The following is a 21,209-nucleotide window of genomic DNA, read 5'->3' as shown; positions in this document are numbered from 1 at the left end:
GTTAATCCCGATCTTCCGGTGACAGGCGACGGCGGCTGAAGGCCTTCAGGCCACGCCACAGCATCAGCGCCAGAATCACCACCACGATGACCGCCAGCACCGCCAGCAGCACCGGATGCGTCGACAGTGCATGCCAGACCCGCTCCCACCACGGCAGGTGGCCGACGTAATAAATATCACCGACGCGCAGGCTGTTAACCCCTGATTCACGGATAACCGACACCGAGCCAAACATCGCGGCACGCTTGCCGCTGTCGAGCAGGGCGTTGCCCAGCAATTGATAACCGCGCGGGCTGTCGGCCAGCAGCGCCACTATGCTGCGCTGATCGTTGAACGGAGACTGAACCCCGACGATCGCTGCCATCGCCCCCTCGGAACCGATGGCGGTTCTGCTGTCCGGCTTGCTGTCGTCGGCCATCACCTCCATGCTCGGCAGCGGCGGCTGGCGTCGCGGCTGTTTCACCCAGCTTTCGGTGGCGTCGACCAGCAGGCTGACCTTTTTATCGTCACGCAGCTCAGGGGGAATGGTGCCAATCATCAGAATGTCGGCGTCTTTCTCTTTGGCCTGCGCCCAGTCATCGCTCAGGCTGACCGCCAGCGCCGGATAGCCGGTCTGCGCGCCAATATTGCCCAACGCGTCGAGCAAGGCGCTGACCTGCGCCGGCTGCGGCTGTTTGTTGACCAGCACCAGCGTTTGCGACAGGTCTGCCAGCCGGCTGAACGGGAAGGCCGCATTGGCAAACGCACGCAGATCCGGCATCGCCATAAAGTGACGATAGCCAGAGAAATCGATGGTTGAACTGCCGTCGATCACCGCATGGTTTTGCGTGAAGGAATAGGTTTCACAGCGCCCTTCCGCCCCGCTGGCCAGCAGCGTGGTGTAATCAAAGTCAAAGCGCAGCTGATTGACCGCACCGAGGCGCAACGCCGGAATGGTGACGTTTCGGTCGGAATCGATCAGCCCCTGGGTCAACGGCAGACGCAACAGCTGCGCGCCCTGTTCATGTTCCGGCACCAGCGAATAGGCCTGAATGAACTGATTGTTCAAATTGACGTTAAGGCGCGAGCCATCCTGGATGCGCGGCGGCGTATAACGGTATTTCAGCCGCATATCGATACCGGTGCTACGGATCAGGAACAGATCCGGCGGCAGGTTCATGGTCAGCGAAATCGGACTGGGCTCGATACCGCTGGTTTGCAGCTGTTCGGCGTACTGCTGCAGCTCGGTGAAGGTCATCGGCCGGTCGGTACGTACCCAGTTCGGCGCATCGTAAGGCTGGCGCGGTGCCAGTTGCTCGACCTTGTCCACCGTGACGTTCTGGCCACGGAACAGGATATTGCCCTGCGCGATGCCTTTCACCGCGGTCACCAGATCGTTGTCGTCGCGCCCTTGAATCAGCAACAGTTTGACGTAGGGATTATCGGGGTGGCCGATCATTTCCACCGTCGGGCCGTTGACCGCCGGGTAGTCGCGCAGGAAAGCCGGACGCTGTTGGTTGGTGGCGAACACCACCGCGTGCCGGTCTGGCAACGTATCAAACATTGCCGGGAATGACTGGCCGCGCCACTGGGCCTTGCTGCCGAACCACGACGCCAGAATGCCCGCCGCACGCTGTTGGGTGATGTCCGGCTGGCCGGCAAACACCATCGGCAGCGTCAGCGGACGGTTATCACGGTTGTCGAAAAACGGTTCCGGGAAGTGCGACAGTTCGTTCTTCAGCGGCAGCGTCTGATAACGCAGCTTCAGCGCGCTGGATTTACCGATCTCCAGCCACAGCGTGCTGCTGGCCGGGTTTTCGCAAATGTTTTGATAATGGCCGACGAACACCAGCTTAAGGCGGTTAAAATCGGTGATATAGCGCGGATCGATCGCCATCTCGATATGATTGGGCTTGCCCAACTGCTCTTTGGCGATAGTGGTGACGCCCATCAGTTCATCATTGAGATACACTTTGAGATGTGACTCTACCGGGATCAATGACGGTGACGGCGTAAAAGACAGATCGAGCGTCGCCTGCGATACCACTTCGTCACTGCGTACGCCGAATTCAATCTGGCCGTCCGGGCGCGTGCCGCGCAGGGTGAAGGTGCCCGGCGGCGGCGCGATCTGCGCAAACGACAGCTGTACATCGCGCACCGGCGCATCGGGATCCTGCGGTGCAGCAGGGTTCACCGGCACGGTCAATGGCGCATCGGCGCTCGCCGACGGCACGGCGGTGGTGGGTGCCGGGGGGGATTCAGCCTGGGACAACGTACTGATGCCTAAGGCCAACGCGGTAAACCAGGTTAATTTTCTTGTCATCGTATCATCATCAAAGTTAGTGCCAGTTCACCCTACGGTGAGCGGCAGTGGAAACACGGCCTACACCACGGTCTCTTTTGGGCTTAATGCCGGGTTCCGCCCCACGCTATGCGGAATGAAAGACAGCACCCAGGCAATCAATGTGGTAAACCCGACCAATATGCTGCGCACCAGCGGCGGCGCGTAATCCACCATGCGAAGATAACCGCGAAAGCCCAGTGCCAGCACGTCACGCAGGCTTTCGATCGGCTTATCTTCTGGGAAACCGTCCTGCCATAGCGCCCAGGTATCGGCACGAGCAAAGGTGCACTGTATAAAATCAATGTGTTGTCGCGTCGTCATATCGACCATTCGCAAGCCGACCTTGGCGCCGAAGGCGCGGGTCACCTGGCACGGGAAGCTGTATTCCTGCTGACCACGCTTCAGTAACAGCGCCACCCGATCGCCTTCTTGCCATTGATCCGCCACGCGCATTTCAACCCCGACCCCGCCGTCGGAATAATCGCGCAGCGTGCAGGGGAACAGATGCCCATCGGCGCGTGCCAGCGCCGCTGGCAAGGCGATTTCGACCCGGTGCGACTGGCGTACCTGCTTGGCTTCCACCGCCACCGCCACCGCGCCGCCCAGGATGGTCATGTTGTACAGCACCCACACCAGGCTGACGATCACCGTCATGATTTCATCGGTCGGGCCATGCATGATGCGCCAGACGCCAAAGCACAGGCCCGCCAGATTGAGCAGCACCAGCACCATGTATGGCCGGGTAATCACCCAGTCGACGTGTTCTTCCTCCACCAGCCCGCCTTTGGCGGTGACGTTGAACTTGCCCTTGTGCGGGTTGAACAGTGCCACGGTGGTCGGCCGGGCGATATACCAGGCCAGCACCGTTTCGTAGATTTCACTCCAGAACGAATGGCGGTATTTGCCCTGGATACGCGAGTTGGTCAGGCTGGAGTGGATCATGTGCGGCAGAACGTACAGCGCGATAGCCAACGCCGGGGCGAAAATGATGTATGCGTGCAGCAGCAGAAACGCCAGCGGCGCGGTCAGGAAGATCAGCCGCGGAATGCCCGATAAAAAGTGCAGCATGGCGTTGGCATAACACAGCCGCTGCGCCAGTTTCAGCCCTTTACCAAACAGCGGGTTATCCAGCCGGAAAATCTGCACCATGCCGCGCGCCCAGCGGATACGCTGGCCGATATGCGCCGACAGGCTTTCGGTAGCCAATCCGGCCGCCTGTGGAATGCGAATATACGCCGAGGTATAGCCAAGGCGGTGCAGCCGCAGCGAGGTGTGGGCATCTTCGGTCACGGTTTCCACCGCGATGCCGCCGATTTCGTCCAACGCACTGCGCCGCAGAATGGCGCAGGAACCGCAGAAAAAGGTGGCATCCCACATGTCGTTGCCGTCCTGCACCAGCCCGTAGAACAGCGTGCCTTCGTTGGGGGTCTGGCGGAAGCGCCCCAGGTTGCGTTCAAACGGATCCGGCGAGAAAAAGTGGTGCGGCGTTTGCAACATCGCCAGCTTGTTATCTTTAAAAAACCACCCCATGGTGAGCTGCAAGAATGAACGCGTCGGCACGTGATCGCAGTCGAATATCGCCACAAACTCGCCGCTGGCCTGCTTCAGCGCGTTATTGATGTTGCCGGCCTTGGCATGCTCGTGGGTCGGCCGCGCAATGTACTTCACCCCTACCTCGTCGGCAAAAGCGCGAAACTCGGGGCGGTTGCCGTCGTCAAGAATATAGATATTAATCTTGTCCTGCGGCCAGTCGACGCCCAGTGCGGCATAAATGGTCGGCTTCACCACGCCCAGATCTTCATTATAGGTCGGCACCATCAGATCGATGGTGGGCCAGCTGTCGCTGTTTTCTGGCAACGGCACCGGTTGGCGGTTGAGTGGCCACACGGTCTGGAAATAGCCCAGCACCAGCACCACCCAGGCATAGGTTTCCGCCACCAGCAGCAGCAGACCGCACACCAGGCTGAGCGGGTCGTCCCAGTTGAGGGTCGCGGTGTAACGCCACCACAGATAGCGACAGGAGACGGTGAGCGACAGTACGATCAACATCAGCGCCGGCAGGCGACCCGGCACCCGGCGCACCACCATCGCAATGCCCCACAGCAGCAGCACAAACACAAACTGCGCTGGCAGATCAAACGGTTGCGAAATGCATAACAGCGCCAGGATCGCCGCCACAATGCCGCTGCCAATAAACAGCACGCGGCGCAGGGTGCGGTTCATACCGCCCAAACGCGTGACGGTACGCTGCTCGACGTCGGCGTCTTGCAGCCGATGCGGTAGCCGCTGCAACCAATTAACGTAGCGCAGCTGCAGCTTGCGCCAGCCGGCAAAGGCGTAACGGCCACGCGGCACGCGGCCGGTGCGAAACATCAGCAGCCACAGCGCCTGCACCAGATAGCGCAGGCCGTCCGCCAACCGCGGGCGCAGCGGGGAAATATGCGGGAACCAGTAACTGCGGCCAGCGCGGATACGCTGCCAGGCCGGCGACTCAAAGCGCAAAAATACCCAGCCACAGGCCACCAGCAGCGTGGTAAAGAACGCCGTCAACACCGAGGAACCGTTGCGGCGATAAGTGCGATAGCGACGCTGCACCGCCACATGGGCCGGCGGCATCAGCAGCAGGCTCATTACCCGACTCATTGCCCGGCATCCTGCAGGTGGAGCAGACACCAGTTCGCCAGCGTCAGCACTTCGTCCGCGGCCAGACTGTCCGGGCGGTACTCACCCAGCGGCTGTTTCATCGCCATGGCTTCAGCCAGCGCCTCGTCACGGTGAATGACCATCGGCAGCAGGCCATTCAGCGTTTGCAGCCACAGCTGGTGCAAATCCTGCTGCAGCTGGCTGACAGACGAGTAATGGTTAATCAGAAAATGGCCATTGGCCGGCAGCGCCTGCTGATGCAGACGGGCGTGGCAATTGGCGTCGGGCGTCAGCAGGACAAACACCCGATCGGCGGCGCTCAGCGCCTGGCGCGTCTGCGCATTGTCAATCGCCGGTACGTCCAGCAGGATCCAGCGATGCCGTGCGCTGTGTTGCAATTGTTCCAGCCGCTGTGCCCAGGGTATGGCGAGGTTTTGGCTCTGTTGTTGACGTTCCGTGGCGTCTAACTGGCCAAAGGGCAAAAAGTCGAGCTTTTCGCAGTAACGCATCGCCCCCTGACGCCAGTCGGTGCCGTCCAGCTCTGCCCGTGCCCAGCCTCGCGCCAATGCAAAGGGCGTATTGAAATGCAGACGTAATAAATTATCCGGCGACGCATCAATGGCCAGCGTTGCTTCACCTAATTGCTGTAATGCCCAGGCCAGCGCCGCCGTTATCGACGTCGCGCCAATTCCGCCTCGAATCCCTTGCAGCGCAATCACCGGCATATATTAGTGACTCCCTGATTTCTGGGATAATTCTTCCAGTAACGGCCAACGCGCCATCATTTGCGCCAAACGTTCCTGGCGGGAAATATCAATATAATGTAATTGCGGTAGTGCGAAAACATGACGCAACGTTTCCAGATCGTCCGGCGCCTGCGAGGCCAAAACCGCATTTAAGCGCGTTGGTTGATTATTCATCCTGCCGCCTCGAAAATAGGCTAGTGTTATATAACTATAGCAATAGTATGTAAAAAAATAGCCAATAAGATGAATCTTAACGGATATTATTACACAATGCCGGTTGTTTGTTATTATTGGATGCAATGTTACAATCGTTTATTCGTTAATTCTAGTTTCCAGATATTGACCCGCGGCCTTCTCAACGAAAGTAGAAAACACCTATGGCGCATGCTTTCTCATTAGGAATTCGACAGATTTGGGAAGAACTTTCTGTCATGCAATCCCCGGGATTTTATTGGGTTAATATCGATCGCCAAACAGACGCTGAGCTCCTGTGTCGGCAAATAATTTCCGCACAGCCGGAATCCGCTCGGGCGGCGCTGATTTGCAGCGGCGAAAAGCCGGATAAAGTATTGAATTCTCTGACCTCTGCCAAATTAAACAAACTGCCGCTGTATACGCTGCCGGAGCAAAAGGCGGCGCTACTGCATTTCAGTGACGACCTGATGCGCACGTTGAAACCGCACAATCGGTTGTTGATCCTGCTGGCGCATGCCAGCCTGTGGCAGACCTTCACCCGCGAGGAGATCCACAACTGGATAGCCAGCCTTGGCCGTTGGCTACGCCGCCAGGGGTGTACCCTGGTTATCCTCAGCCACGGCAGCGGCGTGAATAAATTGCGCGGCCAGCTCGGCAACCAGCATCGGTTGCTGGACGGTTTGGCCAACCTGCAATGGCAGCAGGACAGCGCGCAATACCTGGTTAACTGGTGGAGCACCGCCAATGGCATCAACGCCAATCAGTTGATCACGCTGTACCCCGCAGAGCACGGTTGGCAAGGTGAAGATGAAAACCGTAAGCCGTCGCCGAGCGTCGCGCACAATGACGATCACCTCTATCTGGCGGAGCACAGCATTCTGGAAGGTGCGCCGCCGTTGTCTACCCACTGGCAATTGCTGGAAAGCAACGCATTGCTGGCGCAACACGGCATGCTGACCCTGTCGGCGACGCTGATATTTTCGTTATACCAGAGCGATCAGATCGACGCGCTGGCGCATCAGATCCACAACCTGCGCCGCAGCCGCGGTAACGGACTGAAAATCGTGGTGCGCGAAATGAACGCCAGCCTGCGTTACAGCGATGAGCGCCTGCTGCTGGCCTGCGGCGCCAATCTGATCGTGCCGCACGTGGCGCCGCTGTCGCGTTTTCTGACCATGCTGGAAGGCATTCAGGGCCAGCGCTATTCGCGCCACGTGCCGGCGGATATCGACGCCTTGCTGGCCGGTCTGCGGCCGTTGCAGTTAAAGGGCTATCTGCCGCCCGATGATTTCAGCCAGGCGGTATTGTCATTGATGGGCAACACGCTGCTGCCGGAAGACGGCAAGGGCGTGATGGTGGCACTGCGGCCAGCGCCGGGCCTGCGCGCCGAACAGGCCATGACGCTGTGCCATATGCGGCGCTTCGGCGACGTGATGACCGTGGCACAAGGGCGGCTGTTCCTGTTCCTTTCCACCTGCCGCATCAACGATCTGGATACCGCAATGATGCATATTTGTCGTCTGCCGGTGAGCGAAGCCTTCAGCAACCAGCTGGTTTGGCATATGGACGTTGATATCGTGGCGGAAATCAAACGCCTGGCTCACGGCAGCGCCGTAGCCGCACGGCAGGAAACGCCGCTGGTCGCCAAGCCGACCGCCGCTGCCGCCGTTGAAAGCCCGGCGATGCGCCGCCAGCCGGTGGCATGTAACCTGATTGACGGCAGCCAGGAGGATCCGACATGCTGAATCTGACCGATATCGTGCAGTTGGTAATGCTGTGCGCGCTATTTTTCATTCCGCTGGGCTACGCGCTACATCGCCGCTACCCGCACTGGCGGCAACGCTGGCAAAATCGACTGTTCTCACCGCGTTATTTGAAATCGGCCGGCCTGTGGGTGCGCGACGGCTCCTCTTTCCAGATTAAGCGCAAAAAACAATCATGAACGATAAAAACAACACGCAAAACGACAATGCTCTGTGGCGCTACTGGCGTGGCCTCGGTGGCTGGAACTATTACTTTTTGGCCAAATTCGGCCTGCTGTGGTTCGGCTATCTGAATTTCCATCCGCTGGCCAATCTGGTGTTTATGGCCTTTTTGCTAATGCCGATTCCGGCCATGCGCCTGCATCGCTGGCGGCACTGGCTGGCAATCCCCATCGGTCTGGGGCTGTTTTATCATGATACCTGGCTGCCGGGGATCAGCAGCATACTCAGCCAGGGGTCGCAGTTAACCGGCTTTAGCGCCGACTATCTGCTTGAACTGGTGAACCGCTTTATCAACTGGCAGATGGTCGGTGCCGCCTTCGTGATGCTGGTGGCCTATCTGTTCCTGGCACAGTGGCTGCGGGTCACGGTATTTACCGTCGCGGCCATGGTGTGGTTGAACCTGCTGGCCATCGGCGGCCCGGCGATTTCGCTGTTGCCGACCACCACCACCGCCGCCACGCCCGATCCGGCCACCGCACCGGCACCGACCGCCGAAGCCGGCAGCAACCTGCCTGCCGCCAGCGGCCCGCCGACCAGCGCCAACCTGACCGCCTATCTGAATCAGTTTTACGATGGTGAAAAAGGCCGCACCACCGCTTTCCCAGCCACGCTGCCGGCCGACGCCCAGCCGTTCGATCTGCTGGTGATCAACATCTGTTCGCTGGCCTGGTCGGATATCGAAGCCTCCAAGCTGGAAAACCATCCGCTGTGGGCGAAGATGGACATCATGTTCGACAACTTCAATTCGGCCACCGCCTACAGCGGCCCGGCCTCAATACGCCTGCTGCGCGCCAGCTGCGGCCAACCGTCGCATCGCGATCTGTACCAACCGGTGAATCAGCAATGCTATCTGTTTGAGAATCTTTCAAAACTCGGGTTTAAACAACAGCTGATGATGGACCACTCCGGGGTGTTCGGCAATTATCTGAAAGAACTGCGCGAACAGGGTGGCATGCAGGCACCGCTGATGTCGCAAGCCGGCGTCAGCAATGAACTGGCATCGTTTGACGGCGAGCCGATTTTCAACGATCTGGAACTGCTCAACCGCTGGCTGGATCAGCAGACCAAGGCCGGCGACAGCCGCAGCGCCACCTTCTTCAACATCATCCCGCTGCATGACGGCAACCGCTTTGTCGGCTCGAAGAAAACTGCCGAATACGCGCCACGGGCGCAAAAACTGTTCGATCAGCTGAATACCTTCCTCGACGAACTGGAGAAATCCGGACGCAAAGTGATGGTGGTGATCGTGCCGGAACACGGCGCGGCGCTGGTAGGTGACAAAATGCAGATGTCCGGCCTGCGCGATATCCCAAGTCCGAGCATCACCCACATTCCGGTCGGCATCAAGCTGGTGGGCATGACGGCGCCGCACCAGGGCAGTCCACTGCAGATCAAGACGCCAAGCAGCTACCTGGCCATTTCGGAGCTGGTATCTCGCCTGGTGGACGGCAAAGCGTTTACCGCTTCGAGCGTCGATTGGCAAACGCTGACCCAGAGCCTGCCGCAAACCGCGGTTATTTCGGAAAACGACAACGCCATCGTGATGCAGTATCAAGGCAAGTCGTATATCAGGCTGAACGGCGGTGACTGGGTACCTTACCCGCAATAATCCCTCACCACGGGCGGCCACAGCGTCGCCCGTACTTGTCCCAATCACTGCGTAACGCTGCCATCAGCCGTTCCTGCTCCGGAGCAGGCCTGCCATCATGAGGGGGAATCTATTAATCCATTCCCCTTAGCCAGTCCAGCCAGTTAGCGCCCCGCCGACCGCCGGCAGAAGCGCAACACCTATTGAGCGTGCCTTACTGCACAGCGGCGCCGGGTGTGAACAACGCCGAGATACTGATGTTGATGCCATAACCTACAGGTTATATTATTAACCGATTACCCATGGACGATAAGGGACAAGGATGTGGACAATCGTTACCCGGCCGCGGTTTGATCAATGGTTTTACCGACAAACGGATCGCGTGCAGGAAGAAATGTTAGCCGTGTTGACCCTACTACAGCAGGATGGCCCCAATCTCGGACGTCCTCAGGTTGATACGCTGAAGGGCTCCGCCTACGGGAATATGAAGGAACTGCGGGTACAGACGGCAGGCTATCCCATACGTGCATGTTTTGCTTTTGATCCCCACAGGCAGGCGATCGTTTTATGTGCCGCTGACAAAAAAGGCATGGGGCGACGCTTCTATCAGCAGTTGATAAAAACGGCCGATGCCGAGTATGCCGCCCATCTGCAAACTCTGGAGAATGAATAATGGCAACCTTGGAACACCTGTTAGCGCAACGCTCCGCTGAAAGTCGTGAGAGAATCGCGGCCCGGGCCGATGAGATTCGTCAGGAAATTGCCTTGGCGAAAATACGCGAAGAATTGAATATATCGCAGAAACAACTGGCTGACGCCATGGGGATTAAACAGCCCGCCGTCGCGAAGATGGAAAAAGTGGACAACGACCCGAAACTGTCGACATTGAAACGTTATGTCAAAGCGCTTGGCGGAGAGCTGTCTCTCGACGTAACGTTACCGGACGGCAAACGCATCGCATTGCATCTTTGATCTTCATTTTCTTGCACTGCTTGCCGATGGGGCCCCGCGACACGACGATGTCCACCGGTCGGCCAACCCTCACCACGGGCGGTTCCCATCGCCTGACGCCGGATCATACCGATAAAAAATGCCGCTCGGCCTTAACCGAGCGGCATCACGCTACCACTACCATCAATCAAAACGTCAGGCGCTTTGCTGCTCCTGTTCATCCTGATCGACGGCAAAGCAGGCCACCATTTGATCGCCGTACTGCCGCAGCTGTGGCTGCAACTGGCTACAGGTGCCGAACGCACGACGGCAACGGGCGTTGAACGCACAGCCCGGCGGCGGGTTCATCGGGCTTGGCAGTTCGCCGGTCAGCTTGATGCGCTCGCGCCGCATATCCGGGTTCAGGCGCGGCGTCGCGGACAACAGCGCCTGGGTATACGGATGACGCGGGTTGTTGAAGATGGCATCTTTGCTGCCCTTCTCCACGCAACGGCCGAGGTACATCACCATCACTTCATCGGCAATGTGTTCCACCACCGACAGATCGTGCGAAATGAACACGTATGACAGGCCAAGTTCCTGCTGTAGATCCATCATCAGGTTCAACACCTGCGCGCGCACCGATACGTCCAGCGCCGACACCGGTTCGTCAGCAATCACCACGTCGGGGTTGAGCATCAGCCCACGCGCGATGGCGATACGCTGCCGCTGACCGCCGGAAAACATGTGCGGATAGCGATCGTAATGCTCGGTCTTCAGGCCGACCTTGGCCATCATCGCCAGGGCTTTTTCGCGCCGTTCCGCGCTGCTCAAGGTGGTGTTGATCAACAACGGCTCCTCGAGGATCTGTCCAACCTTCTTGCGTGGGTTGAGCGATCCGTAAGGATTCTGGAACACGATCTGGATCTTCTGACGGCGCAGTTTTTCTGCAGTCACGTCCGGTTTCAGCAAATCCTGGCCTTGGTAATACAGTTCGCCGCCGGTCGGCACTTCGATCATGGTCAGCAGTCGGCCCAGGGTTGATTTCCCGCAGCCAGACTCCCCCACCACCGCCAGCGTTTTGCCGCGTTCGAGCGTAAACGAAACGCCATCCAGCGCTTTTACCAGCCGTTCCGGCGCGAACAGCCCCTTCTTGACCGGGTAGTGTTTTTTCAGGTCAATGGCCTGCAACAAGGGTTGATTCTGGCTCATACGGTCGGCCTCCCCGCATCATCCAGCGGTGTGTGACATTTAACCTGACGTCCGGGAATGCTGCGCAGTTCCGGCTCCTCCTGGCGACAACGTTCGCTGGCATACGGGCAACGCGGATTGAGCAAACAGCCGCTTGGCCGGTCATATTTTCCCGGCACCACGCCCGGCAACGACGCCAGACGTGCCTTGTCGGCCGCGAACTCCGGCAGCGCACGCAACAGCGCCTGAGTGTACGGATGGCGTGGCGCACGGAAGATTTCAGCCGCCTTGCCGGATTCCACCACCTGCCCGGCGTACATCACGATGATGTGATGCGCCGCCTCGGCCACCAGTGCCAGATCGTGGGTGATCAGCAGCAGCGCCATATTTTCACGCTGTTGCAGCTCAAGCAGCAGCTCGATGATCTGCGCCTGAATGGTCACGTCGAGCGCGGTGGTCGGCTCATCGGCGATCAGCAGTTTTGGCCGACAGGCGATCGCCATGGCGATCATCACGCGCTGGCTCATACCGCCGGAAAGCTGGTGCGGATACACGTCCAACCGCGAAGCCGGATCGGGAATACCTACCTGATTCAGCAAGTCGATGGCGCGTTGGCGACGGGTACGGCGGTTGCCGCCCTGATGCACCTTCAGCGCCTCCATAATTTGGAAGCCGACGGTGTAGCACGGGTTCAGGCTGGTCATCGGATCCTGGAAAATCATCGCCACTTCGGAGCCCACCAGTTGGCGGCGCTCTTTTTCGGAGATCTTGCGCAGGTCCTGCCCATTGAATTCCAGCTTGTCGGCCATCACTTTGCCGGGATAGTCGATCAAGCCCATGATGGCCAGCGAACTGACCGATTTTCCGGAGCCGGATTCGCCGACGATGCCGACTACCTGCCCCTGTTCCACGCTGTAACTGATTCGGTCTACCGCGCGAAACGGCGTGCCTTCGTCACCGAAGTGCACCGAAAGCTTGTCTACATTCAATAACGCCATGTTCGGGTCCTCGGTTACTGCTTGAGTTTGGGGTCGAGGGCATCACGCAGGCCATCCCCCATCAGGTTAAACGCCAGTACCGTCAGCAGAATCGCCACGCCGGGGAAGGTCACGACCCACCAGGCGCTTTGCGCGAACTGCAGCACGTCGGAGAGCATAGTGCCCCATTCTGGCGTTGGCGGCTGAGCACCCATGCCGAGGAAGCCGAGAGCGGCCATATCGAGAATTGCGTTGGAAAAACCCAGAGAAGCCTGCACGATCAGCGGAGCCAGACAGTTCGGCAAAATATTGACGAACATCTGGCGCAGTGCGCCGGCCCCCGCCACGCGGGAAGCGGTAACATAGTCACGGTTGACTTCCACCAGCACCGCCGCGCGCGTCAGGCGCACATAGTGCGGCAGGGCAACGAAGGTCAGCGCCAGTGAGGCATTGACTATCGACGGACCAAATACCGCCACCAGCACCAGCGCCAACAGCAGGCTTGGCAACGCCAGCATGATGTCGACGACGCGCATGATAATCGCATCCACCACGCCGCCGAAGTAGCCGGCCAGCAGGCCGAAAATCACCCCCATGATCAGCGACAGCACCACCACCAGACAGCCGACCAGCAGCGACAGCCGGGCGCCGTACATCAGACGCGACAGCACGTCGCGCCCCACGTCGTCGGTGCCGAGAATGTATTGCCAACTGCCGCCGTCCTGCCAGACCGGCGGTTTGAGCAATGCGTCGCGGAACTGCTCCGCCGGGGCATGCGGCGCCAGGAAGCCCGCGCCGATGGCGATGACGAACATCAGAATGATGTATACCAGGCCGACAACGGCCCCTTTATTGCGCTTGAAATAGTGCCAAAACTCCTGCAAGGGAGTCATTGGCTTCGGCGCGCCGGTTACCACCGGCTCGGTCACTTGAGTCATCGCGGCGCCCCTTATTTCTTGTGACGAATACGTGGGTTGACCACGCCGTAGAGCACGTCTACCAGCAGGTTAACCAGAATGATCATACAGGCGACCAACAGCACGCCCCCTTGCACTACCGGATAGTCGCGGCGTTGCAGCGCATCCATCAGCCAACGCCCCAGCCCCGGCCAGGAGAAGATGGTTTCGGTCAGGATCGCCCCCGCCAGCATGGTACCGACCTGCAGGCCGATCACCGTCACCACCGGCAGCAGCGCATTACGCAGCGCATGCACCACAATCACCCGCATGCGGCTCACGCCCTTGGCGCGCGCGGTACGGATGTAATCCTCGCCCAGCACTTCCAGCATCGAGGAACGGGTCATACGCACGATCACCGCCAGCGGGATGGTACCCAGCACGATAGCTGGCAGAATCATGTGCATCACCGCGTCAAGGAAGTCGCCCGGTTCACCCCAGAACAGGGTGTCGATCAGCATAAAACCGGTCAGCGGCAAGGTGTCATCAAGAAACACCGTGTCGCTGATGCGCCCCGACACCGGCGTCAGGTTGAGCTGCACCGACACCAGCATGATCAGCATCATGCCCCACCAGAAAATCGGCATCGAATAGCCAGTCAGTGAGATGCCCACCGCCGTGTGATCGAAGATAGAACCCCGACGCACCGCCGCCAGCACGCCGACCTGTATGCCGACAATCACCGCGAAAATCATCGCGCAGATGCCCAGCTCCAGCGTCGCCTTGAAGCGCGGTACGAACTCGTCCCAAACGGAAATACGGCTCTTGAGTGACGTCCCCAGATCGCCATGCAGCACGTTGGTGACGTAAGTGAAGTATTGTTGATAGAGCGGCTTGTCCAGCCCCATCTCGGCCATGATCTGCGCATGGCGCTCTGCGGATATCCCGCGTTCCCCGGCCATGATGGTCACCGGGTCGCCGGGGATCATATGGACGAATGCAAAAGTCAGCAAGGTAATGCCGATAAACGTTGGGATAACTAACCCCAAACGCCGGAGTATGAACTGCAACATATCCCGAACTCTCTGTATAGTTGCCCGGCGGCTCGTGGGCCGCCAGGCTTATTAAAGCTCACATACTTCTGATGTTTCCGCCGGGGCACAAACCCCGGCGTCGATGTCGGCCCGGCTAGCGGGTCGATGATCAATCGACTGAAACGTTCTCAAAGTGATGTTTACCCAGCGGATCCACAACGTAACCTTTAACTTCTTTACGCACAGGCTCATAAACGGTCGAGTGGGCGACAATCAGCGCTGGCGCCTGATCGTGCATCACCACCTGCGCCTGCTTGTACAGCTCGATACGTTTGTTGTGGTCGGATTCGGCGCGTGCCGGCTGGATCAGCGCTTCAAACGACTTGTCGCACCAGCGAGAGTAGTTGGAGCCGTCTTTGGCCGCCGCACAGCTGAACAGCGTAGCGAAGAAGTTGTCCGGATCCCCGTTATCGCCGGTCCAGCCCATCATCACCGTCTGGTGCTCACCGTCTTTGGCGCGCTTGAGGTATTCACCCCACTCATAGGAAACAATTTTGGCTTTCACGCCGATCTTCGCCCAGTCCGACTGAATCATCTCGGCCATGCGGCGGGCATTCGGGTTGTACGGACGCTGTACCGGCATCGCCCACAGGTCGATGGAGAAACCGTCCGGCAGGCCCGCTTCCTTCAGCAGTTCCTTGGCTTTGGCTGGATCGTACGCGTAGTCTTGCACCGCATCGTTATAGCCCCACATGGTTGGTGGGATCAGGTTTTTGGCCGCCTGGCCCGCCCCCTGGTACACCGCTTCAATGATCGCCTGCTTGTTTACCGCCATGGTCAGCGCCTGACGCACCTTCACGTTATCCAGCGGTTTTTTCTCGACGTTGAACGACACATAGCCGACGTTCAGCCCCGGTTGTTCCATCAGATTGATGTTTTTGTCCTGCTTCATACGCGCGATGTCAGCCGGGTTCGGGTACGGCATGACCTGACACTCGTTCTTTTGCAGTTTGGCATAACGCACAGAGGCATCTGGGGTGATGGAGAACACCAGACGATCGATTTGCGGCTTGGTGCCCCAGAAACCGTCAAACGCCTTGTAGAGAATTTTGGAGTCTTTCTGGTATTGCAACAGCTGGAACGGGCCGGTACCGACCGGATTCAGGTCCACTTTTTCCGGCGTGCCGGCCTTCATCATGTTGTCGGCATATTCCGCAGACAGGATCGAGGCGAAGTCCATACCCAGGTCGGCCAGGAACGGCGCTTCTGGACGGGTCAGGGTGAAGCGAACGGTGTTGTCGTCCACTTTTTCGATCTTGGCGATCAGATCCTGCATGCCCATGCCCTGGAAGTACTCATAGCTGCCGCCGGACACCTTGTGGTAGGGGTGCTTCGGATCCAGCTGTCGTTCGAAGGAGTAGACCACGTCGTCGGCGTTGAAATCACGGGTAGGTTTGAAGCCTTTGGTGTTTTGCCACTTCACGCCCTTGCGCAGGTGGAAGGTATAGACCTTGCCATCTTCGCTGACGTCCCATTTCTCCGCCAGGCCCGGCTGCAATTCGGTGGTGCCGATCTTGAATTCGACCAGACGGTTATAGATAGGTACCGAACTGGCGTCATAAGTGGTGCCGGAGGTGAACAACTGCGGGTTAAAGCCTTCCGGCGAGCCTTCAGAACAGTAAACCAGCGTTTTTGCCTGCACGCTGGCCGCAACGGTCAACGCAACCAGCCCAATGCCGAATTTCAGAATCCCCGATTTTCCCAAGGAACTTGTCATCATTAGTGCTCCGTTAGTGTGATGTGTGTGTAAACCCTTTAGCTGTCACCGCGCTGGCGCGTTGGCTACCCTTGCCCGCCGCGGTCGCTTACCGAGGTAAGTAGCGGGGAGTCGCTGGGTTGCCGCCTTCCTGCAGCGTGACGTCTATTGGGTTATTCCCGCCAGCCCTGTATTTTTTATTGCGTGGTCTGTGCGGCAGTTGCCCGAAGGCAGAAGAGTTGAGCGCGAAGAACCGGATGGAACGCATCCTTGTGTGGGAGTTTGAGCGCGTGGAAGTCACTCAAACAGCTCTCGCTCTACCCATGAGGTTAACAAATTGCCAACTGTTTTGGGTGGCGTCAATATAACCAGTGGGGTTTTACGCAGTCTGTGAGAAACAGCAAACAAACATAAAAAAAACCTTTTTTTAACAGATGCAGCATGAAAACTTATGCTATGCCGTTGAGTTTGGTTCAATACACTGCCGTATGAGTATTGACCGGAGTTATACTCCGATAAAAAACTAAAAAAGTTTGTTGCTGAATGATGAATATCTGAACGGTTATTTTTGTGATCGCGGTTAAAGACAGGACGAAATGCTGACCCCTTACTCGAAAGAGTGAGTCCGAAGTGCGTTTAATGCGCCAGTGCCTGTAACAATCTATGCTACGTAAAAAAACTTTTAACTATTAAAAAGCCGAGAGCAAAATGATATCTCTCGGCAACGTTTGACTACCGATTATTGCGCCGCGGTGTGGATAGGGGTCGTGGCCGGCAAAACAGCCTGAATAACGGGCGTAAAAAAACCCGCTTAAAAGCAGGTTTCTTTGAAAGTGGTCGGCGAGAGAGGATTACGCGCATCTGCGATGCTTGCCCTGCGGGCCAACGCCGAGGCGTTGTTCAAAACTGTTCCCGACAGTTTTGTCTTCATCCTCTTATAAAATCCGGGCGTAAAAAAACCCGCTTAAAAGCGGGTTTCTTTGAAAATGGTCGGCGAGAGAGGATTCGAACCTCCGACCCACTGGTCCCAAACCAGTTGCGCTACCAAGCTGCGCTACTCGCCGATGCGGGGCGCATCTTACTGCTGGCGTACCAGAGCGTCAATCACTTTTTTATTCCCCTACGCCAAGTGGTGATAAAAGCGCCGTATTAGCGAAAAAGCCACCGCCAGTCAGCGTAATGCCAACGGCAAAACCGGGCGAATCAGCGCCCGGCCGGGAAGATTACGGCTTGGCTACCGCCGCAGGTGCCGGTGCCGACGGCACTGGCGACGCCTTGGCCGATTCCGCAGCCGCATTCGGGTTATGACACCAGTTGTTCTTGGCAACGATGCCGCCATCCGGCGAGCTGTAGCCCAGACAGCCGAGAATGGTATCGAACAGCTCTACGTGGCGATGGGTCTTGCCAATCCGCTGCTGCGCCTGCAACTGTTCAAACGCGCTGCGGTGGTTCGCATCCTCCAGATACTTGTCGGAGGCCCACACGATCATCGGTACGCGGAACTGCTCCGGCGGCGCCATTTCTCGCGGGGTGCCGTGCAGGTGCGAGTTCTCACCGATCGACTCGCCATGGTCGGCCGCGTAGAACACAATCGCCTTCTTATCACGTACCTGATCGATCACCTTATCAATAAAGGTGTCGGTATACAGCACGGTGTTGTCGTAAGCGTTGATCAGCTGATCTTTCGAACAGAAATCATCTACCCCCATGCATTCAGGCTGGTAGCGGGCGTATTCGCGCGGATAACGCTGTGAATACAGATAATGCGAGCCTTTGGTATGCAGAATCACCAGGTGCTTGCCTTGCGGGTAGCGCTTCAATGACTCCTTCATCTCGTTCACCAACAGCATGTCATCAACCGACTTACCGTCGTTACGCTTCTCGGAGGCGATCATTTCACGGAAAGAGTAGTTATTGACGTCGGTGTTGTTGTAGAACCACACCTCGCTCTGCATGGCGAACAGCTCGGAAGTGAAGCCAAGCTCCTTCAACACCGCAAAAATGTTCTGCTCTTTCAAGGTGCGCTGCGGGTTGTCGGCGGCACCGCCTTCACGCACGAACATGCAACGCAGGGAGAGTTTGGTCGAGGTATCGCAGGATTCGCCGCGGAACGCCACCAGGTTCTTCTCTTTGGACAGCTTCGGCGTGGTATCACGATCGTAGCCCAGCATACCCATATGATCCCAGCGGGTGGTTTCGCCAATGATAAACACCACGTAGGTGTCGTCGATGCCCGGCGGCGCCACATAGGTGAAGTGCTTGGCCGGATCGAACATGTTGGCGGCGTCCTGGCTTTCATCATAGCGGGTGTAGGCAAACAGCCCCAGCGCCGAAATCCAGTTGGACGGCAGGTAGGAGTGTGCCACCACCCCGCCGTAGCTCGGCAGGTCGATATTGGTGATCTTTTCCTGTGCGCTCTGCTCTTTGTCCAGCGTGCGCAACGGCAACCACACCAGCGCCACCACCGCCAACAGCACCAGCAGCGGCTTCAGGCGATGGCCTGGGGTTTTCAGCTGTTCAATCAGCGTATAGCGCAGCGTGTTTTTCCAGATCAGCAGCAGCGGCAACGCGCTGACCACGATCATCCACAGCACGAAATGCATGCCGATCACTTCTTTCGACAAATCGATGTCGGTGGTCATCACCGAGACGATAATGCCGTAGCCAATCACCACGTTGAAGAAAGTCATGTAGTAACTGGCGGCGACCGATATCAGCACCAGCAGTGAGGCAACGATGCGGTAAAACAGCCGGCCGCCAAGCGACACCAGCCGCATGATAAAGAAGGTGAAAAGAACGATGGCGATAACTTCCGTTACCGCCGAAATAACCTTGATCCCCTGAATGCCGTGCGTAAATGAATCAAAACGACGATAGAAAACGGACAGGTTCAAAAATATGCCGATATAGATCGCTAACAATAACGATAAATTCTGCTGTGATAGCGATTTAACTTTGTTCATGTAACGCGGTGGCTCCGGGGACTTTTTAACAGTTCTGAAACAGTCAGACACTCGATGCGGCGGCAGGTTCAGCCGATCGGCAATAAGCGCTATTTTTGGGGCAAGAATCAAGAGATTTCTCAAAAAATCGGCATTTTTTGCCGCTTTCTGTGATGACGATTGCCGAGCAGGCGAGAGAAAAAGGGAGGGTTTCCCCTCCCGATGAGCTTGGGCGAGCGGTTTATTTTACGTTCAGCGTGACGTCGATATTGCCACGGGTGGCGTTGGAGTACGGGCACACCACGTGCGCTTTCTTCACCAGATCTTCCGCTACGCTGCGCTCAACGCCCGGCAGGCTGATATCCAACTGCACTTCAATACCGAAGCCGTTGGGGATTTCGCCAATGCCGACGGTGCCTTCGATAGACGCCTCGGCCGGGATTTTAACGTGTTCCTTGGACGCAACAAACTTCAACGCACCCAGGAAGCACGCAGAATAACCTGCGGCAAACAGCTGTTCCGGGTTGGTGACCTCGCCGCCGGCGCCGCCCATTTCCTTCGGTACGCCGAGTTTGACATCCAACACGCCGTCAGATGACGTCGCACGACCGTCACGGCCACCGGTGGCTTTTGCATGAGCGCGGTAAACGACTTTTTCAATAGACATGCTTGATTCCTTCTTTCGAGTGGGTGGTTACCGTCGACGGGAAAAAGCCCGCGCCGGTCATTAAATTTGTCACGATTAAATCGCGCGCTATATATATCCAGAGCCTATTTCAGTGTAGACGACGATTGACCATCGTGCGTTCTACACCGGCGGTTAGCTCAAAGCTGGTTGATTAACCTGTTGCGCAGCTTTTCCAACTGCTGCTTGATGCTGTTCACTTCGTCCAGACTGCAGTCGGTGGCACACATCACCGCTTCCGGTACCGCATGGGCCTTTTCGCGCAGCGCGCGCCCAGCGTCAGTCAGCGCGATGATCACCTGCCGTTCGTCGTTAACCGCACGATAGCGCAGCAACAGGCCGGCGGCCTCCAACCGCTTCAACAGCGGCGTCAGGGTGGCGGAATCGAGAAACAGGCGTTCGCCGATATCCGACACCGTGATTTCATCCCGCTCCCACAGCACCAGCATCACCAGATATTGCGGATAGGTGAGATCGAGCGGGTTCAACAGCTTGCGATAAACCTTGTGCAACGCCAAATTGGCGGAGTACAGGGCAAAACACATCTGCTGATCCAGCAGCATGTTTTTCGCCTTGAGTGGGTCGTAGTGATTATCTTTCATGGTTCGACTATAGATAGTGCACTATGTAATCGCAAGCTATTTTTTTGCCACTGTGCTATTTTTTAATCATGGAACCGCAGCGCACGGCGCTAGAGGAGGAAAGGATATGTCGAGCACACTGGTAGAACGCGCGCGCCGCTATGCCACCAAGGCGCATGCGGCCATCGATCAACGGCGTAAATACACTAACGCCCCGTATATCGTCCACCCGCAGGCGGTGGTGGAAATCGTTCGCAGCGTGCCGCACACCGACGAAATGCTGGCGGCAGCCTGGCTGCACGACACGGTAGAAGACACCCCCACCACGCTGGCGGACATCGAAAGCCATTTTGGCCAACCGGTAGCGGAACTGGTTGGCATGCTGACCAACGTCAGCGAAGCCGGCAGTGGTAACCGCTTTGAGCGCAAGAATCGCGATCGCCGCCACAGCGCCAAGGCGTCGCCGCCGGCAAAAACCATCAAACTGGCGGATTTGATCGACAATACCCGTTCGCTGCTGACCTATGACAGCCATTTCGCCCGCACCTACCTGATCGAAAAACAGCGGCTGCTCGACGTCCTCACCGAAGGCGATGCCACGCTGTGGCGGCAGGCCAGCCATATTGTCGAACACGGGCTGGCGATGCTGCGACTGCCACCGCACAACGTGCCCGACAGCTGGTTTGAACATGCGCGTCAGCGTTATCTGGACAGCGAACACGCCGAAAGGGGCTGAG

The 21,209-nt window shown here is 57.8% G+C and carries 18 protein-coding genes and 1 tRNA gene; 6 read left to right on the top strand and 13 right to left on the bottom strand.

The window, feature by feature from the left end; translation table 11 throughout:
- Position 1: 1 nt before the first annotated feature.
- The 4 genes from bcsB to bcsR are packed head-to-tail and all read right to left on the bottom strand — an operon-like array spanning position 2 to position 5,886.
- Positions 2 to 2,302, bottom strand: coding sequence for a cellulose biosynthesis cyclic di-GMP-binding regulatory protein BcsB (gene bcsB, locus ACCC84_RS16515; RefSeq protein ID WP_004957275.1), 2,301 nt, complete (start codon positions 2,300 to 2,302; stop codon positions 2 to 4).
- A 60-nt stretch (positions 2,303 to 2,362) separates the two neighbouring features.
- Positions 2,363 to 4,966 carry a UDP-forming cellulose synthase catalytic subunit gene (bcsA, locus tag ACCC84_RS16510; RefSeq protein WP_198773594.1) on the bottom strand — a complete coding sequence of 868 codons (2,604 nt, stop codon included), beginning with the start codon at positions 4,964 to 4,966 and terminating at the stop codon, positions 2,363 to 2,365.
- Entirely contained in the window at positions 4,963 to 5,691 is a 729-nt protein-coding gene (bcsQ, locus tag ACCC84_RS16505; protein ID WP_004957269.1) for a cellulose biosynthesis protein BcsQ, read from the bottom strand. The genes bcsA and bcsQ overlap by 4 nt, the downstream gene beginning before the upstream one ends.
- 3 nt (positions 5,692 to 5,694) lie before the next feature.
- Positions 5,695 to 5,886: a cellulose biosynthesis protein BcsR gene (gene bcsR / locus ACCC84_RS16500; protein ID WP_004957267.1), complete on the bottom strand. Its 192-nt coding sequence runs from the start codon at positions 5,884 to 5,886 to the stop codon at positions 5,695 to 5,697.
- Between the two features lie 203 nt (positions 5,887 to 6,089).
- On the opposite strand from bcsR, the gene bcsE reads away from it, so the two are divergent.
- The 5 genes from bcsE to ACCC84_RS16475 all read left to right on the top strand — a co-directional run bounded on the left by bcsE (position 6,090) and on the right by ACCC84_RS16475 (position 10,452).
- On the top strand, positions 6,090 to 7,652 hold the full coding sequence (gene bcsE, locus ACCC84_RS16495; protein WP_004957260.1) for a cellulose biosynthesis protein BcsE: 1,563 nt from the start codon (positions 6,090 to 6,092) through the stop codon (positions 7,650 to 7,652).
- Positions 7,646 to 7,849: a cellulose biosynthesis protein BcsF gene (gene bcsF / locus ACCC84_RS16490; protein WP_004957257.1), complete on the top strand. Its 204-nt coding sequence runs from the start codon at positions 7,646 to 7,648 to the stop codon at positions 7,847 to 7,849. The genes bcsE and bcsF overlap by 7 nt, the downstream gene beginning before the upstream one ends.
- The gene (gene bcsG / locus ACCC84_RS16485; protein WP_004957254.1) at positions 7,846 to 9,501 is read left to right on the top strand and encodes a cellulose biosynthesis protein BcsG; all 1,656 of its coding nucleotides are present in this window, start codon (positions 7,846 to 7,848) and stop codon (positions 9,499 to 9,501) included. Before bcsF ends, bcsG begins: the two co-directional genes overlap by 4 nt.
- 301 nt (positions 9,502 to 9,802) lie before the next feature.
- Positions 9,803 to 10,153 (top strand): type II toxin-antitoxin system RelE/ParE family toxin, encoded by a 351-nt coding sequence (locus ACCC84_RS16480; protein WP_371902073.1) that lies wholly within the window; start codon positions 9,803 to 9,805, stop codon positions 10,151 to 10,153.
- Positions 10,153 to 10,452 carry a helix-turn-helix domain-containing protein gene (locus ACCC84_RS16475; protein ID WP_004957249.1) on the top strand — a complete coding sequence of 100 codons (300 nt, stop codon included), beginning with the start codon at positions 10,153 to 10,155 and terminating at the stop codon, positions 10,450 to 10,452. The genes ACCC84_RS16480 and ACCC84_RS16475 overlap by 1 nt, the downstream gene beginning before the upstream one ends.
- A gap of 174 nt (positions 10,453 to 10,626) precedes the next feature.
- Here the strand turns inward: ACCC84_RS16475 and dppF are convergent, their stop codons facing one another.
- The 9 genes from dppF to ACCC84_RS16430 form a co-directional block, all read right to left on the bottom strand.
- On the bottom strand, positions 10,627 to 11,622 hold the full coding sequence (dppF, locus tag ACCC84_RS16470; protein ID WP_004957246.1) for a dipeptide ABC transporter ATP-binding subunit DppF: 996 nt from the start codon (positions 11,620 to 11,622) through the stop codon (positions 10,627 to 10,629).
- Positions 11,619 to 12,599: a dipeptide ABC transporter ATP-binding protein gene (gene dppD / locus ACCC84_RS16465; protein WP_004957243.1), complete on the bottom strand. Its 981-nt coding sequence runs from the start codon at positions 12,597 to 12,599 to the stop codon at positions 11,619 to 11,621. The genes dppF and dppD overlap by 4 nt, the downstream gene beginning before the upstream one ends.
- Positions 12,600 to 12,613: 14 nt before the next feature.
- Positions 12,614 to 13,516: a dipeptide ABC transporter permease DppC gene (gene dppC, locus ACCC84_RS16460; RefSeq protein ID WP_004957240.1), complete on the bottom strand. Its 903-nt coding sequence runs from the start codon at positions 13,514 to 13,516 to the stop codon at positions 12,614 to 12,616.
- A gap of 11 nt (positions 13,517 to 13,527) precedes the next feature.
- Complete coding sequence (dppB, locus tag ACCC84_RS16455; RefSeq protein WP_371902072.1) at positions 13,528 to 14,547, bottom strand: dipeptide ABC transporter permease DppB; 1,020 nt, start codon at positions 14,545 to 14,547, stop codon at positions 13,528 to 13,530.
- A 130-nt stretch (positions 14,548 to 14,677) separates the two neighbouring features.
- Positions 14,678 to 16,285, bottom strand: coding sequence for a dipeptide ABC transporter periplasmic-binding protein DppA (gene dppA / locus ACCC84_RS16450; RefSeq protein ID WP_198773623.1), 1,608 nt, complete (start codon positions 16,283 to 16,285; stop codon positions 14,678 to 14,680).
- Positions 16,286 to 17,251: 966 nt separating this feature from the next.
- Positions 17,252 to 17,328 (bottom strand) — tRNA-Pro (locus ACCC84_RS16445).
- Between the two features lie 159 nt (positions 17,329 to 17,487).
- Entirely contained in the window at positions 17,488 to 19,227 is a 1,740-nt protein-coding gene (eptB, locus tag ACCC84_RS16440; RefSeq protein ID WP_004957235.1) for a kdo(2)-lipid A phosphoethanolamine 7''-transferase, read from the bottom strand.
- Positions 19,228 to 19,447: 220 nt separating this feature from the next.
- On the bottom strand, positions 19,448 to 19,873 hold the full coding sequence (locus ACCC84_RS16435) for an organic hydroperoxide resistance protein (RefSeq protein WP_004957233.1): 426 nt from the start codon (positions 19,871 to 19,873) through the stop codon (positions 19,448 to 19,450).
- 158 nt (positions 19,874 to 20,031) lie between these two features.
- Positions 20,032 to 20,493 carry a MarR family winged helix-turn-helix transcriptional regulator gene (locus tag ACCC84_RS16430; RefSeq protein ID WP_371902071.1) on the bottom strand — a complete coding sequence of 154 codons (462 nt, stop codon included), beginning with the start codon at positions 20,491 to 20,493 and terminating at the stop codon, positions 20,032 to 20,034.
- 106 nt (positions 20,494 to 20,599) lie between these two features.
- Here ACCC84_RS16430 and ACCC84_RS16425 point away from each other — a divergent pair, with 106 nt between their 5' ends.
- The gene (locus ACCC84_RS16425) at positions 20,600 to 21,208 is read left to right on the top strand and encodes an HD domain-containing protein (RefSeq protein WP_004957229.1); all 609 of its coding nucleotides are present in this window, start codon (positions 20,600 to 20,602) and stop codon (positions 21,206 to 21,208) included.
- Position 21,209 lies beyond the last annotated feature (1 nt).

It is taken from the genome of Serratia odorifera, assembly GCF_041448735.1.
Classification (GTDB): domain Bacteria; phylum Pseudomonadota; class Gammaproteobacteria; order Enterobacterales; family Enterobacteriaceae; genus Serratia_F; species Serratia_F odorifera.
The sequence above is the reverse complement of the archived record's forward strand: the minus strand, read 5'-3'. Positions and strand labels throughout refer to the sequence as shown.

What these genes read in the sequence shown, in the direction of transcription:
- ACCC84_RS16475 (WP_004957249.1), top strand. Translation starts at nt 10,153, where the DNA reads ATGGCAACCTTGGAACACCTGTTAGCGCAACGCTCCGCTGAAAGTCGT.
- dppB (WP_371902072.1), bottom strand. Translation starts at nt 14,547, where the DNA reads ATGTTGCAGTTCATACTCCGGCGTTTGGGGTTAGTTATCCCAACGTTT.
- dppF (WP_004957246.1), bottom strand. Translation starts at nt 11,622, where the DNA reads ATGAGCCAGAATCAACCCTTGTTGCAGGCCATTGACCTGAAAAAACAC.
- bcsF (WP_004957257.1), top strand. Translation starts at nt 7,646, where the DNA reads ATGCTGAATCTGACCGATATCGTGCAGTTGGTAATGCTGTGCGCGCTA.
- bcsA (WP_198773594.1), bottom strand. Translation starts at nt 4,966, where the DNA reads ATGAGTCGGGTAATGAGCCTGCTGCTGATGCCGCCGGCCCATGTGGCG.
- ACCC84_RS16425 (WP_004957229.1), top strand. Translation starts at nt 20,600, where the DNA reads ATGTCGAGCACACTGGTAGAACGCGCGCGCCGCTATGCCACCAAGGCG.
- bcsQ (WP_004957269.1), bottom strand. Translation starts at nt 5,691, where the DNA reads ATGCCGGTGATTGCGCTGCAAGGGATTCGAGGCGGAATTGGCGCGACG.
- bcsB (WP_004957275.1), bottom strand. Translation starts at nt 2,302, where the DNA reads ATGACAAGAAAATTAACCTGGTTTACCGCGTTGGCCTTAGGCATCAGT.
- ACCC84_RS16430 (WP_371902071.1), bottom strand. Translation starts at nt 20,493, where the DNA reads ATGAAAGATAATCACTACGACCCACTCAAGGCGAAAAACATGCTGCTG.
- dppC (WP_004957240.1), bottom strand. Translation starts at nt 13,516, where the DNA reads ATGACTCAAGTGACCGAGCCGGTGGTAACCGGCGCGCCGAAGCCAATG.
- ACCC84_RS16435 (WP_004957233.1), bottom strand. Translation starts at nt 19,873, where the DNA reads ATGTCTATTGAAAAAGTCGTTTACCGCGCTCATGCAAAAGCCACCGGT.
- ACCC84_RS16480 (WP_371902073.1), top strand. Translation starts at nt 9,803, where the DNA reads ATGTGGACAATCGTTACCCGGCCGCGGTTTGATCAATGGTTTTACCGA.
- bcsE (WP_004957260.1), top strand. Translation starts at nt 6,090, where the DNA reads ATGGCGCATGCTTTCTCATTAGGAATTCGACAGATTTGGGAAGAACTT.
- eptB (WP_004957235.1), bottom strand. Translation starts at nt 19,227, where the DNA reads ATGAACAAAGTTAAATCGCTATCACAGCAGAATTTATCGTTATTGTTA.
- bcsR (WP_004957267.1), bottom strand. Translation starts at nt 5,886, where the DNA reads ATGAATAATCAACCAACGCGCTTAAATGCGGTTTTGGCCTCGCAGGCG.
- dppD (WP_004957243.1), bottom strand. Translation starts at nt 12,599, where the DNA reads ATGGCGTTATTGAATGTAGACAAGCTTTCGGTGCACTTCGGTGACGAA.
- bcsG (WP_004957254.1), top strand. Translation starts at nt 7,846, where the DNA reads ATGAACGATAAAAACAACACGCAAAACGACAATGCTCTGTGGCGCTAC.
- dppA (WP_198773623.1), bottom strand. Translation starts at nt 16,285, where the DNA reads ATGACAAGTTCCTTGGGAAAATCGGGGATTCTGAAATTCGGCATTGGG.